General features: G+C 66.4%; 14 protein-coding genes. 11 read left to right on the forward strand and 3 right to left on the reverse strand.

Annotated elements, in window-relative coordinates:
* Positions 1-59 precede the first annotated feature (59 nt).
* Positions 60-488, reverse strand: a complete 429-nt coding sequence (locus tag G6N23_RS10260; protein ID WP_085259362.1) for a cellulose-binding domain-containing protein — start codon at positions 486-488, stop codon at positions 60-62.
* 189 nt (positions 489-677) lie between these two features.
* Between G6N23_RS10260 and G6N23_RS10265 the strand changes: the two genes are divergently transcribed.
* The 4 genes from G6N23_RS10265 (at position 678) to G6N23_RS10280 (ending at position 3975) form a co-directional block, all read left to right on the forward strand.
* Positions 678-1400, forward strand: a complete 723-nt coding sequence (locus G6N23_RS10265) for a FadR/GntR family transcriptional regulator (protein ID WP_085259363.1) — start codon at positions 678-680, stop codon at positions 1398-1400.
* Positions 1397-2053, forward strand: coding sequence for a sterol desaturase family protein (locus tag G6N23_RS10270; protein ID WP_085259364.1), 657 nt, complete (start codon positions 1397-1399; stop codon positions 2051-2053). Before G6N23_RS10265 ends, G6N23_RS10270 begins: the two co-directional genes overlap by 4 nt.
* A 52-nt stretch (positions 2054-2105) precedes the next feature.
* Positions 2106-3029: an NAD(P)H-dependent flavin oxidoreductase gene (locus G6N23_RS10275; RefSeq protein WP_085259365.1), complete on the forward strand. Its 924-nt coding sequence runs from the start codon at positions 2106-2108 to the stop codon at positions 3027-3029.
* A 106-nt stretch (positions 3030-3135) separates the two neighbouring features.
* Positions 3136-3975 carry a DUF6498-containing protein gene (locus G6N23_RS10280; RefSeq protein WP_085259366.1) on the forward strand — a complete coding sequence of 280 codons (840 nt, stop codon included), beginning with the start codon at positions 3136-3138 and terminating at the stop codon, positions 3973-3975.
* 11 nt (positions 3976-3986) lie between these two features.
* Here G6N23_RS10280 and G6N23_RS10285 read toward each other — a convergent pair whose 3' ends face one another.
* Positions 3987-5003 (reverse strand): TIGR03617 family F420-dependent LLM class oxidoreductase, encoded by a 1017-nt coding sequence (locus G6N23_RS10285; protein ID WP_085259367.1) that lies wholly within the window; start codon positions 5001-5003, stop codon positions 3987-3989.
* Positions 5004-5155: 152 nt separating this feature from the next.
* Here G6N23_RS10285 and G6N23_RS10290 point away from each other — a divergent pair, with 152 nt between their 5' ends.
* From G6N23_RS10290 to G6N23_RS10315, 6 genes are all read left to right on the forward strand, one after another.
* The gene (locus tag G6N23_RS10290; protein ID WP_234808488.1) at positions 5156-5698 is read left to right on the forward strand and encodes an FKBP-type peptidyl-prolyl cis-trans isomerase; all 543 of its coding nucleotides are present in this window, start codon (positions 5156-5158) and stop codon (positions 5696-5698) included.
* Between the two features lie 61 nt (positions 5699-5759).
* Positions 5760-6008 (forward strand): hypothetical protein, encoded by a 249-nt coding sequence (locus G6N23_RS10295; RefSeq protein WP_133055446.1) that lies wholly within the window; start codon positions 5760-5762, stop codon positions 6006-6008.
* A 383-nt stretch (positions 6009-6391) separates the two neighbouring features.
* A complete protein-coding gene (kasB, locus tag G6N23_RS10300) occupies positions 6392-7645 on the forward strand; it encodes a 3-oxoacyl-ACP synthase KasB (RefSeq protein WP_085259370.1) in 1254 nt (417 codons plus the stop codon).
* Positions 7646-7660: 15 nt separating this feature from the next.
* The gene (locus tag G6N23_RS10305) at positions 7661-8536 is read left to right on the forward strand and encodes a cyclopropane mycolic acid synthase family methyltransferase (RefSeq protein WP_085259371.1); all 876 of its coding nucleotides are present in this window, start codon (positions 7661-7663) and stop codon (positions 8534-8536) included.
* On the forward strand, positions 8533-9426 hold the full coding sequence (locus tag G6N23_RS10310; protein ID WP_085259372.1) for a cyclopropane mycolic acid synthase family methyltransferase: 894 nt from the start codon (positions 8533-8535) through the stop codon (positions 9424-9426). The genes G6N23_RS10305 and G6N23_RS10310 overlap by 4 nt, the downstream gene beginning before the upstream one ends.
* 55 nt (positions 9427-9481) lie before the next feature.
* Positions 9482-10096 (forward strand): FKBP-type peptidyl-prolyl cis-trans isomerase, encoded by a 615-nt coding sequence (locus G6N23_RS10315; RefSeq protein ID WP_234808479.1) that lies wholly within the window; start codon positions 9482-9484, stop codon positions 10094-10096.
* Between the two features lie 15 nt (positions 10097-10111).
* On the opposite strand, the gene G6N23_RS10320 is transcribed toward G6N23_RS10315, so the two are convergent.
* A complete protein-coding gene (locus tag G6N23_RS10320; RefSeq protein ID WP_085259373.1) occupies positions 10112-10957 on the reverse strand; it encodes a lytic transglycosylase domain-containing protein in 846 nt (281 codons plus the stop codon).
* A 188-nt stretch (positions 10958-11145) separates the two neighbouring features.
* On the opposite strand from G6N23_RS10320, the gene G6N23_RS10325 reads away from it, so the two are divergent.
* On the forward strand, positions 11146-12744 hold the full coding sequence (locus tag G6N23_RS10325) for an FAD-binding protein (RefSeq protein ID WP_085259374.1): 1599 nt from the start codon (positions 11146-11148) through the stop codon (positions 12742-12744).
* Position 12745: the final 1 nt, after the last annotated feature.

The following is a 12745-nucleotide window of genomic DNA, read 5'->3' on the forward strand; positions in this document are numbered from 1 at the left end:
ATACGCACGAACAGGGCCGGCTGGACGACCACACCCACACGCATTGACCTGCGCCGCCTCTAGCTGCAGCGCACCTGCCTGTTGAACATGCAATTCAATGGTGGCGAGTACGCCCCGGTCAGCACACCTCTGAAACCGCCCGTGGCCGACCCGCCGGGGGCAATGATGCGATTCCAGTTCGCCGGAGTCAGAACATAGTGCGTGCCGTACCGTGCAAAGCTGCTGTTCCACGAGTGCGAGATGGATTCTCCTGGCGGTAAGTCGAATTCAAGCGTCCAGTCGGACAACGGCACCGCGCTCCAGTTGGTGATGGCGAAGCGGGCGATGAAACCGGTCTGCCACGTCGACGTCACCGCCAGCGTCGCGGTGACCGCAGCCGCATGAGCTGTGGCGGTGCTGGCGAGCCCGAGGACGACAACCATCACTGCCGACACGGCTACGTGAAGCGCTGATCGCCAGCGCCTCAGGTAGCGTTCCAGTCCGGCCATAGCGACGAACATTAGAACCCCACCACCCATGCCGGGCCGCTCGACGCGGGCACGCTGCAGGATCTTTGCTCAACTGCAACCGTCGTGAAATTGGTGCCGGGGTTTCCCGAACGGGAATTGAGCACGATCGAGCGACTCGCACTGGTCTGACCACTTGACCTCTGGTCACTTTTCGGGCATGTTGGACGTATGGCTCTGCGACAGGTGACTCGACAATCGGTACCCGACCACGTCTTCGAACAGATCATGTCCGACGTGCTCAGCGGTGAAATGGCGCCGGGCGCGATGCTGCCCAACGAGCGCAGGCTCGCAGAGGTGCTGGGCGTGTCGCGGCCGGCGGTTCGCGAAGCACTCACACGTCTCAACGCCGCCGGCCTGATCGAAGTCCGCCACGGGGACGCCACCACCGTGCGGGACTACCGCCGTCACGCCGGCCTGGACCTACTGCCCCGCTTGCTGCTCCGCGGTGACGAGCTCGACCTGGCGGTCGTGCGCAGCATCTTGGAGGCCCGGCTGCACAACGGGCCCAAGGTCGCCGAGCTGGCCGCCGAACGCAGCGGCGCACAAGCGGCCGAGGTGCTCGACGCTGCCGTGGCCGCGTTGGCCGCCGAAGAGGACCCGGTGGAGCGTCAGCGTGCGGCGCTGACGTTCTGGGACCACGTCGTCGACGCCGCGGACTCCATCGTCTTCCGGCTGATGTTCAACACGCTGCGTGCCACCTACGAGCCGGCCCTTGAAGCCCTCGCCACCGTGATGGCCGCCGAGGTGAGCCGCCCCGAGCTGTATCAGCGAGTGACGCAGGCGATCGCCGCCGGCGACCCGGCCGGCGCGAGAAGTGCCGCGGTCGAACTGCTCGAGCCGGCCACCCACGGCTTGCTGTCCGCCCTGTCCGGATTGGATGAACAGCGATGACAACACAGGTACGTAGTGGGGTCACCCTGGTCGACGCCGGCCGGGAGTTCTGGCGGCACCCCTCCCCCTGGGTCCTGTCGCTCACGTTCATCGCGGCGCTGGCCGCCCGGATCGTCGTCGGCGACTGGCAGTTCAGCGACCTCGTGCTGCCGGTGCTGATGGTCGCCGCTTTCCCCGTCTTCGAGTGGATCATCCACATCGTCATCCTGCATTGGCGGCCGCGCTCCGCCGGCCGGTTCACCGTGGATCCTCTGCTGGCGCGCAAACACCGCGAGCACCACCGTGACCCGCGCAAGGTCGAGCTCATCTTCATACCGTCACCGACGTTGCTCTGGCTGATCCCGACCACGGTCGCTGTGCCGTTGCTGGTTTTCAGTCGACTCGGTCTCGGGCTGACCTTCCTGGTCTTCATCACCGCCCTCGGACTCGTCTACGAGTGGACGCATTACCTCATCCACACCGATTACAAGCCGAAATACAGTGCTTACCGGGCGATCTGGCGTAATCACCGACTGCACCACTTCAAGAATGAGCACTACTGGTTCACCATCACCAGCACCGGAACCGCGGATCGACTACTCGGTACCTACCCGGATCAGTCGGCGGTACCGACGTCGCCGACAGCCAAGAATCTCCACGGCGCGACACGCTGACACCTGCGGATGGCCACGGCTGCTTCTCGAACCCGAAGTGTTTGAATAAGCCGTGGCCAACCGGATCCAGTCGCTTCTCGGGGTTGCCTACCCCGTCATCCAGGCGCCGATGACTTACATCGCGCGTGCCGAACTCGCTGCGGCGGTATCCGAGGCCGGCGGGCTCGGCATGATCGAAACCCTCACACCCGACGGGCGCGCGGACCTGCGGCGGGTGCGCGAACTCACCGACAAGCCGGTAGCAGCCAACCTCATGATCCAGGGATGGAAGAAGGATCCCTCGATCGTGGACATCCTGGCCGAGGCCGGCATACGCCACGTCTTCACCTCGGCCGGCGATCCCGCGTTGTTCACCAAGCTGCTGCACGACGCCGGGATGACAGTGGTGCATGTCGTCGGATCACTCAAGGGCGCCCACAAGGCCGCCGACGCCGGTGTCGACGCGCTGGTGGTCGAGGGCGTCGAGGGCGGCGGATTCAAATCATTGCTCGGGGCCTCGACCATGGTGCTGCTGCCCCTGGTCGCCGAAAACGTCGACCTGCCGATCATCGCCGCGGGCGGCATGTGCGATGCACGTTCGGCGGCGGCGTCACTGGCGTTGGGCGCCGAGGGAGTGCAGATGGGCACCCGGATGCTGGCCAGTCAGGAATCCGCGGTGCACACGAACTTCAAGGAGGCGATCGTGGCGGCAAACGACGCCGGCACAGTACTTCTCGACATTCCCGGCAATCCGACCATGCGGGTTCTGCGGACCGGACTGGCGGCCCGAGTCGCTGCGCACGACCCGAACGCGCAACTGCTGGGAAAAATCACCGAGCTGTACTTCGACGGCGATATGGAAGCCAGCGTCGCCAACACCGGCCAAGTGTCATCCCGCATTGCCGAACTTCTCCCGGTGTCGGAGATCATTCGCCGGACCTGGGACGAGATCGACGCCGTGTTGACCGAGGCGCGGTCCCGGACCGGCCGTTCGTGAACCGGAAAGGGCGACAGCGTTGTCGCCGGGTCGGCGAACTCGCCCTTCAATGAGCTCCCAGAGCCCATGATTATGCAATGGATCGCCGGACCCCGATGACCGGACCATGACGTCGCCCGATTCTTCGCGGGCGACGGCGATCTCGCGCTTTCAGCTGTTCGCTGCCCTCGGAGTGATCGCCATCCCGGCCCTGGGCTGGTTCACCCAACATTGGTCCGGCGCGACGACCCTGGTGGTGTACTGGTTCGAGAACATCGCCATGTGTCTGTTCGTGATAGCTCGCATCGCCGTGCACCGGCGCTGGAACCCCAGATATGGTCACTTCCACTATCGCGCACCGCAATCCGGCGGCCCGGCCAAACAATCATTTTTGGCCGGCTTCGCCCTCGTCAGCCTGGCCTTCTGCGCCGCCCACGGGATCTTCCTCGGGGCCATTCTGGCTCTGCTGGCGCACAACCGTGCGCCTGAGCTTGAGCTCCTTGATCTGGATTGGCGCAGCGCCGGATGGGGATGTCTGAGCGTACTGCTGTTCCTGACGCTCAATTTCCTACTCGATCTGGTCGATCTGCGCCGATGGTCCTTCCGGGACGTCGAGCGCACCGCCGATATCGGGCTGGGCCGCGTCATGGTCGTGCATCTGACGTTGCTGCTCGGATTCGCCGGGATCGCCGCCACCGACGCTCCCGGCACGCTGTTCGGGGTCTTCGTCGTGCTCAAGACCCTCGCCGCACTCAGCACGGTGGTTCCCCAATGGGAGCCGGAACGCCCGCCGCGCTGGCTCAGCAGCTTGATGAACCGGATGCCGAACGTGCACCCCGGCGAGCGCTTCGAGGATTTCTGGGTCCAGGATCAAGCGCGCGAGCGACAGCGGCAGCGACGCAACGAGCAGCCTTGGCGGACAGCGGCCCCGGATCCCGGAGCCGGCAATCCAGGGGCGGCCCACTGACCACACCGGGGCTACCGGCTCGAAAGACCTCGCGCGATCTCGCCATAGCGTTCGAAACGCTCGCTGTCGCCCAGCGCGTTATACAAGACCAGCCGAGTCGCCACTCCCCCATACTTGGCGAACAGACTGTCCCCCAACTCATCCCAGGTCGACTCGGTCGCAAAGACCGCCAGGTGCTCGTCGGTGATCTGTGCCGCCATGCCCGCGAAGTCGCCGGCCTTCTGCTTCTCGCGGATACGGGCGGTCGTCCCCTCGAATCCGGCCTCGTCCCAGATGAAGGCGTAGTTGGGGGTGCTTCCGTAGAAGCTCATGCTGGCGCGCACCAGTTCGCGTTCCTTATGGCGCTCCTCGTCGCTGTCGCCGACGATCGTCATCGCGGGCACGATGATGGCGACGTCAGCCGCCGAGCGGCCCGCCCCCTGGGCGCCTTCGGCGACCCTCGGCACGACGTGCCGCGCTATATAACCCGGCTCACCAAGCGGATGGACGTGCACACCGTCGGCCACCTGACCCGCCATGCGCAGCATCCACGGATTCACCGCGGCGATGTCGACCTTGGGATCAGGGGCGTCGATCACGCCGGGGCTCCACTGCGGAGTGATGAAGTCGAGGTCGTAGAACGGCCCGTGATGATCCAAGGCCCCGGTTCGGAATGCGGAAAAGCACGCTTTCACGGCGAGGACGTAGTCGCGCAGGCGCGGGCCGGGATGATCGAACGCCGAACCGTAGCGCCGCACGACATGGGTGCGGACCTGCGTGCCGAGGCCGAGCCGGAACTTTCCGGCCGTCGCCTCCTGCAGTTCCCACGCCGTCGCAGCGGTGACGAACGGACTACGCGGAAAGGCAACCGCGACTCCGGTCGAAATCTCCAATTCGGGCGCGGCCTGAGATGCGATGGCGGCGTTGAGATACGCGGTACGGCCGGCTTCGGTGAGCAACAGACCCGAGAAACCCGCGGCCTGGGTCTGGCGGGCAAACTCGCCGACCTTCCCCAGCTGCTGTGGAATGGTCATGACGTCAACATGCACGAGCGAATCCTACGGGGTGGATCATGCCGATAAGCGGCTTCACGCCGGGCCGCGTCCGATATCAACGCCCCTGCAGACGCCCGGGCTATCGCACGCATGCCGTCCGGCTGCTGAGGCCTGGCTGTAGCGTGACGGATGTGAATTCCACTCGGATGCATTCCCTGGTTTGGCTCGCCGCGTGCGTTGCCGCCGTCGTCGTTCCCCTGGCCGGAGCCGGCACGGCAACCGCGGCCGACTCCTGCCCCACCGCTGCCTCGGCGGCCGGCGGGACACCGGAGTGGACGCTGGACGGCGCCACCGGCAGCGTCGCGGTCACCGGATCGACGGCGTCGGCGGCGCCGCGGGTCGAGGTCACCACGCCGTTCAGCGTGACCCAGACCCAGGTGCACACGTTGCAAGCCGGCGACGGGCCGGTGGTTGCCCCGACGGCTACGGTGTCGGTCTGCTACATGGGCGTCAACGGGCGCGACGGCACGGTGTTCGACAGCAGCTACACCCGGGGCGCTCCGGTCGACTTCCCCCTCAACGGAGTCGTGCCGGGATTCCAGAAGGCCATCGCGGGACAGCACGTGGGCTCCACGGTCGCCGTTGCGATGACGTCCGCGGACGGCTACCCCGACGGTCAGCCCCGCGCCGGGATCCGGCCGGGCGACACCCTCGTCTTCGCGATCAAGATCCTCAGCGCCACAAGCTGACCTGCCGCGGTATCGCGGCGCTGTCGACCCTGCCGTTCGCAGTCGGGTTCAGACTGGGGGCATGACGCTCGCCGCCGACATCGAGGCCGAACGGCCGGCTCTCGCCGAGTCGTTGCTCAGAGCCGGCGCTTCGGCCCGCACCGCATGCGGTGAACGCGGTACCGGTCACCTTGATCGAGGTCATATCGTCGGGGGGACCTCGGCGAGCCCGGTGCGCTGGCTCGCTTTGCGGCGTACATCAACCGAAGTCACCCTCGCCGGCCCCTCCGCGCCCGCGCAGATGCTTCGCGCGTTCGAAGGGCACGTCTGACGGTTCTGGAACTACAGCGTCGTGACCGCCGCTCGCCTGAACCACAGGCCAGGGATGATTTTCCCGCACTGCACCGCGATCGGTCCTGGGCTGAAGAAAAACCCGCAAAGCAGCGTTTGAGCCGGCCTGCACCGGGGAAAACACCCCGGCAGTCGACTCTGTTGGGAACGGCGGGTGCATTTCAGAAGGTCAACACTTGAGCGGGAAGGGCCGGTGCATTCCCGCGGGGTGGCGTCGGCCCGCGTGGCCGCAGTCCGAAGGGATCTACGAGCGCTTCATGCGCTCTCTCACCGGCTGCGCGAACCTCTACTGGCGCGGCACCTACAACATCGGCCAATTCACCCTCACCAGGCGATCCCCCACCAGAAAGCCGGGTAACTGCCATGACCAGGTTCTCGACGGGCAACGGATTTCCCGATGTGGTTGTCACCGGGGTCGCGATGACCACCGCGCTGGCCACCGACGTCGACGACACCTGGAAACGGTTGCTAGACGGTCAAAGCGGCATTCGCCGTCTCGACGATCCCTTCGTCGAGCAGTTCAACCTGCCGGTGCGCATCGGCGGTCACCTGCTCGAAGAGTTCGACCACGAACTGACCCACAAGGAACTGCACCGCCTGTCGTATCTGCAGAAGATGTCCACCGTGTTGGGCCGGCGGGTCTGGGCCCACGCCGGGTCACCGGAGGTCGACACCCGCCGTCTGATGGTGTCCATCGGAACCGGCTTGGGCTCACCGGAGGAACTGGTCTGGGGCTATCAGGGCATGGTCGAGCACGGCATGAAAGGCGTGTCGCCGTTGGGAGTTCAGAAGTACATGCCCAACGCGGCGGCCGCCGCCGTCGGGTTGGAGAGAGGGGCCAAGGCCGGCGTGCTGACCCCGGTCTCAGCGTGCGCCTCGGGAGCCGAAGCGATCGCCCAGGCGTGGCGCGACATCGTCTATGACGAAGCCGACATCGCCATCTGCGGCGGGGTGGAGACCAAAATCGAGGCGGTACCGATAGCCGGCTTCGCCGCGATGCGGATCGTGTTGTCCACCAGCAACGATGATCCGGCCGGTGCGTGCCGCCCGTTCGACCGCGACCGCAACGGCTTCGTCTTCGGTGAAGGCGCTGCGCTGATGGTCATCGAAACCGAACAGCACGCCAAGGCGCGCGGCGCTTCCATTCTGGCCCGGCTGATGGGCGCAGGGATCACCTCTGACGGCTACCACATCGTGGCGCCCGACCCGTCCGGCGAGCGGGCCGGTTACGCCATCACGCGGGCGATCGAACTCGCCGGCCTGACACCGGCCGACATCGGGCACGTCAACGCGCACGCCACGGGCACCCGCATCGGGGATCTGGCCGAAGCGCAGGCGATCCACAATGCGATGGGCAGCCACCGACCGGCCGTGTACGCACCGAAATCCGCCCTGGGTCATTCGGTCGGCGCGGTCGGCGCGGTCGAGGCGATCCTGACGGTTCTGGCGCTCCGCGATCAAGTTATCCCGCCCACCCTGAACCTTCATCAGCTCGACGCGGAGATCGACCTGGACGTAGTGGCCGGCCAGCCGCGATCGGGCGACTACCGCTACGCGATCAGCAACTCGTTCGGCTTCGGGGGCCACAACGTGGCGTTGGCCTTCGGTGCGTATTAGAAAGCGGCGGAACATATGCCCAAGGATCTCGAACCCAATTTCGACGACGTGCAGGCCCACTACGACCTGTCCGACGAATTCTTCCGGCTGTTTCTCGATCCGAGCCAGACCTACAGCTGCGCCTACTTCGAACACGACGACATGACACTGGAACAGGCTCAGCTGGCCAAAATCGATCTGGCACTGGGCAAGCTCGGATTGCAGCCGGGGATGAGGCTGCTCGACATCGGCTGCGGCTGGGGCGCCACCATGCGCCGCGCCGTCGAAAAATACGACGTCAACGTCGTCGGTCTGACGCTGAGCAAGAACCAGGCCGTCTATGCCCAGGCGACCCTCGACGCGATGGACACCTCCCGCAGCCGCCAGGTGCTGCTGGAAGGCTGGGAATGCTTTGACGAACCCGTCGACCGGATCGTCTCCATCGGTGCGTTCGAGCACTTCGGTCACGACCGCTACGACGATTTCTTCGCCATGGCCTACAACGTCTTACCGCCGGGAGGGGTGATGTTGCTGCACACCATCTCCGGGTTGACCTTTCCGCAGATGCAGGAGCGCGGTCTGCCGCTGACTTTCTCGATGGCGCGGTTCATCAAATTCATCGTCACCGAGATCTTCCCGGGCGGGCGGTTGCCCACCATCGAGATGGTGCAAGACCACTCCGCAGCAGCGGGGTTCACGCTGTCGCGGCGGCAATCGCTGCAACCGCACTACGTCCGAACCCTCGGCTGCTGGGCAAGCTCGCTGGAGGCCCACCGTGAGGAGGCGATCGCGATCCAGTCCCAAGAGGTCTATGACCGCTACATGCGGTACCTGACCGGCTGCGCCGACGGGTTCCGCGACGGCTACATCGACGTCAACCAGTTCACTCTGGAGAAACGGGGCTCACCATGACCGAGGCACCCGGCGACACCGAGCGACTGCGATCACAGTTCGAAAACGTGCAAGCGCACTACGACTTGTCCGACGCCTTCTTCGGCTTGTTCCAAGACCCGACCCGCACCTACAGCTGCGCCTACTTCGCACAGCCGGGACTGTCGCTGCAGGAGGCACAGATCGCCAAGATCGACCTGAACCTCGACAGACTCAACCTGCTGCCGGGTATGACACTGCTCGACATCGGTTGTGGCTGGGGCGCCACGATGAAACGCGCCATCGAGAAATACGACGTCAACGTCATCGGCCTGACCCTGTCGAAGAACCAGCACGCCTACGCCCAGAAACTGATCGACTCCGTGGACTCCGATCGCAGCCGTTCGATCCTGTTGCACGGCTGGGAGGAATTCAGCAGGCCGGTCGACCGTATCGTGTCGATCGAAGCGTTCGAGCACTTCGGGCATGAGCGCTATAACGAGTTCTTCGCCAGGTGTTTCGACATCCTGCCCGACGACGGCCGGATGGCGATCCAGAGCAGCGTCAGCTACCACCCCTACGATCTGAATGCGCGCGGCAAGAAGCTCACCTTTGAAACCGCGCGGTTCATCAAATTCATAGTCACCGAGATCTTCCCGGGCGGCCGGCTGCCCACCACCGACATGATGGTCCAACACGGCGAAACGGCCGGCTTCGTTGTCCCCGAAGCCATCTCCTTGCGGCCGCACTACATCAAGACCCTGCGGATCTGGGGTGACGCACTGGAAGCCCACAAGGACGAGGCCATCGCGGTCCAATCCGAAGAGGTCTACGAGCGCTACATGAAGTACCTGCGCGGCTGCCAGCACTACTTCGCCGACGAGATGCTCGACGTCAGCCTGGTCACCTACCTCAAACCCGGCGCAGGTTAGATCCGGGCCGGGCCGACGACCGACGGCACTTCGCCGGACCGGTAGCGTGACCAAGGTGAATCGTTTCCGTGTGCCCTATTTCGTCGGGCTCGCCGCCGCCTCATTGGCGGTGACTCTCGCCGGTTGTGGCGGCTCCGACACCGACACCTCCTCGACGAAGACGTCCTCGGTCACCGATCTGTACATGCCGCCCACCGCCGAGTCGGTGACCGCATGTCCTTCCTCACCGCCGGCCGACGACGCCGCGGCCGACTGGTCGTTGACCGGGGCCAGCGGCAGCGTCGCGGTGACCGGCTCCACCGACACCGCCGCGCCACGCGTCGCAGTGCAGGCGCCGTTCAAGGTGGCCCAGACCGAGGTGCACACGTTGCGTGCCGGCGAGGGGCGCGTGGTCGCGGACGACGCGACGGTGTCGGTCTGCTACCTGGGCGTCAACGGACGTGACGGGTCGGTGTTCGACAGCAGCTACGAACGCGGTGAACCGGTGGAGTTCGGACTCAACCGGGTCGTGCCGGGCTTCCAGAAGGCCATTGCCGGCCAGAAGGTCGGTTCGACGGTGGCGGTCGCCATGATCCCCGCCGACGGCTATCCCGAAGGTCAGCCGGCCGCCGGCATCCGGCCCGGCGACACACTGGTGTTCGCGATCAAGATCCTCAACGCGACACGCTGATCCGCCGGCCCCGCCTTACTGCGGATGTCCGGCCAAGTACTCGTTGACCGGGATGCGGGTACTTGAGGCATAGCCGACCGGCAGCAGCAGATCACCGGCGGTGGTGCGGTAGTAGGTGTCCCAGCGGTAGTAGCCGGCAAACCCGGCCGGGTCGCCTCCGATGACCGCGGCATAGTCGTTGACCGCCCGCACGTAATAGTCGGAGTGGTTGTAGCCCCAGATAGCCCGGTCGCGGTTGGTGGCAAAGCCGTTGGCGGCCAGCAGCCGGCCAGCCGCCATGATGCTGTCGTGCGGTGAGTGGATGTCTCCGCCGTTGCCGTAGGCGGCGAATGTCGAGGGCAGGAACTGCATCGGGCCCTGGGCGGCGTCATCGCTGACTCCATTGATCCGGCCGAAGCCGGTCTCGACGAAGTTGATCGCCGCCAGGTAGTTCCACGGCACACCGGTGGCCGCCTCGGCCGCGCGGTAGCTGGCCACCAGTTCGTTCGCCGGTACCGGGGGGACCACTCGCCACGGCGGCATGGTGTCTTTCGGGTCCGTGAGCGCCATGAGCTGGCGGCGGGCGTCGATGTTGCGGTCGTAGACCGCGAGCAGTGCCGGCGGGATCTGCGGGCGGGCGATGGCGTCCCACTCGGGGTGCGCGCCGAGGGTGCGGTAGGCGACCTGCTGGCGTCGTGCCGCGGCCGCCAGCGCCTGCTCCGGAGCCGACGGATTACGCAACGCCTGATCGGCGGAGACCAGATCGGCGGCCAACGCGGCCGGGTCGGTGCCCGGAGCCGCCCCGACCGGCGCCGCGGCCGCCACCGTGAAAACGAGGGCGAACAGCGGGGCGGCGACAACGCGCAGTAACCGAGCGGGCATAACGATCATCTTGGCCCCTGCGCCGGCCGAAACCGTGCAAGGTGGCCGAGCGGAGCGTTCCGGACCGACTAGAACACGTTCCCCTCCCCCGGAGGGGATTTTGATATCCGCTGGTCACCATCATCAGGGATCAACTACGGGCTGTTAGATTGTGGGCTGATCAGCTCAATTCATCGAGGGGATAGCGCGTGACCACCACCTACGTGACCACCGACGTCGTCATCGTCGGATTCGGCGCGGCCGGTACCTCCGCGGCGATCACCGCCCGCGAACACGGCGCCGAGGTCATCGCGGTGGACCGCGCCAACGGCGGTGGCGCTACCGCGATCTCCGGGGGCATCATCTATGCCGGGGGCGGGACCTCGGTCCAGAAAGCTGCCGGCGTCGAGGACACCACCGAGCAGATGCTGGACTACTTGCGCCTGGAGGTCGGGGACGCGGTCAGCCCGGACACACTGCAGCGCTTCGTCGACACCAGTCCGGAGATGATCGACTGGTTGCAACACCACGGGGTGCCGTTCAATCCGGGCCTGTGCCCCTACAAGACGTCGTTTCCGAACAACCGCTACTACCTGTATCACTCGGGCAGTGAGAACGCCGGGGCGTTTCGCGCGCACACTCCGCCGGTGCAGCGCGGCCACCGGGCCTACGGGAAAGGCACCTCGGGCAAGAAGATCTACGCGCCGCTGGCCGATTCGGCGCGCAGGCTCGGGGTGGACTTCCGGCCGCACACCACCGTCACCGAGCTGCTGCGAGACGCATCGGGCCGGGTGATAGGTGTGCGGGCCCTGACGATGGGTCAGGCGCCGCGGCGCGTCCAGCGGCGCTACGCGCGGCTGGCCGCGATCTCCTCGAAACCCGGCGTCTACTACCCGCCGCTTCGTGCTGCGATGGATCGCCGCCTGAAGACGTTGGAGCGCCGTTACGCCCGGCCCATCGAGATCACCGCACGCCGCGGCGTGATCGTCTGCGCCGGCGGCTTCATCGCCAATACCGAGTGGCGCAAGCGCTACGCACCGGAATTCAACGGCGGCCTGCCGCTGGGCACCAGCGGCGACGACGGCAGCGGCATCGCACTGGCGCAGAGCGCCGGCGCGGTGACCGACCGGATGGACAACGTTTCGGCGTGGCGCTTCATCACCCCGCCGAGCGCGTTCATCTCCTCGATCGTCGTCGACGAGAAGGGCTGCAGGGTGATCGACGAGACCCGCTACGGCGCGGCACTCGGCCAGGCCCTGGTGAAAAACCATGGTGGCAGGGGCTGGATCCTCGCCGACGCCGCACTCATGTCGGAGGCCCGGCGCCAGCTGCTCACCCAGACGCTGTGGTTCCAGCGCGCCCAGTCCGCCGCACTGATGCTGACCGGCGCCAAGCGCGGCAAAACCTTGGCCGAGGCGGCCCGGGCCGCCGGTATCGACCCGGTGGGCCTGGCGGCCACCGTCGCCGCGCACAACGACGCGATCGACTCCGGTGGTCCGGACCCGGTCGGCAAACCGGCCGAATTCCGCCGTCGCATCGACACGGCCCCGTTCACCTTGTTGGACATCTCGGTGCGGCCCAACGTCTTGCTGCCCACCCCGATGCTGACCCTGGGCGGGGTGCGCGTCGACGAGGACACCGGCGCGGTGCTCGACGCCGATAGCACTCCGATCCCCGGGCTGTACAGTGCCGGTCGCACCGCCATCGGCGTCGCGTCACGGTCCTACGTCAGCGGGTTGTCGATCGCCGACTGCGTATTCGCCGGCCGCCGCGCCGGTGCGGCCGCGGCCGCTCAGCGACCGGGCTGAG

It is taken from the genome of Mycolicibacter terrae (assembly GCF_010727125.1).
Classification (GTDB): Bacteria; Actinomycetota; Actinomycetes; order Mycobacteriales; family Mycobacteriaceae; genus Mycobacterium; species Mycobacterium terrae.

What these genes read in the sequence shown, in the direction of transcription:
- G6N23_RS10260 (WP_085259362.1), bottom strand. Translation starts at nt 488, where the DNA reads ATGGCCGGACTGGAACGCTACCTGAGGCGCTGGCGATCAGCGCTTCAC.
- G6N23_RS10265 (WP_085259363.1), top strand. Translation starts at nt 678, where the DNA reads ATGGCTCTGCGACAGGTGACTCGACAATCGGTACCCGACCACGTCTTC.
- G6N23_RS10270 (WP_085259364.1), top strand. Translation starts at nt 1,397, where the DNA reads ATGACAACACAGGTACGTAGTGGGGTCACCCTGGTCGACGCCGGCCGG.
- G6N23_RS10280 (WP_085259366.1), top strand. Translation starts at nt 3,136, where the DNA reads ATGACGTCGCCCGATTCTTCGCGGGCGACGGCGATCTCGCGCTTTCAG.
- G6N23_RS10290 (WP_234808488.1), top strand. Translation starts at nt 5,156, where the DNA reads ATGCATTCCCTGGTTTGGCTCGCCGCGTGCGTTGCCGCCGTCGTCGTT.
- G6N23_RS10295 (WP_133055446.1), top strand. Translation starts at nt 5,760, where the DNA reads ATGACGCTCGCCGCCGACATCGAGGCCGAACGGCCGGCTCTCGCCGAG.
- kasB (WP_085259370.1), top strand. Translation starts at nt 6,392, where the DNA reads ATGACCAGGTTCTCGACGGGCAACGGATTTCCCGATGTGGTTGTCACC.
- G6N23_RS10305 (WP_085259371.1), top strand. Translation starts at nt 7,661, where the DNA reads ATGCCCAAGGATCTCGAACCCAATTTCGACGACGTGCAGGCCCACTAC.
- G6N23_RS10310 (WP_085259372.1), top strand. Translation starts at nt 8,533, where the DNA reads ATGACCGAGGCACCCGGCGACACCGAGCGACTGCGATCACAGTTCGAA.
- G6N23_RS10320 (WP_085259373.1), bottom strand. Translation starts at nt 10,957, where the DNA reads ATGCCCGCTCGGTTACTGCGCGTTGTCGCCGCCCCGCTGTTCGCCCTC.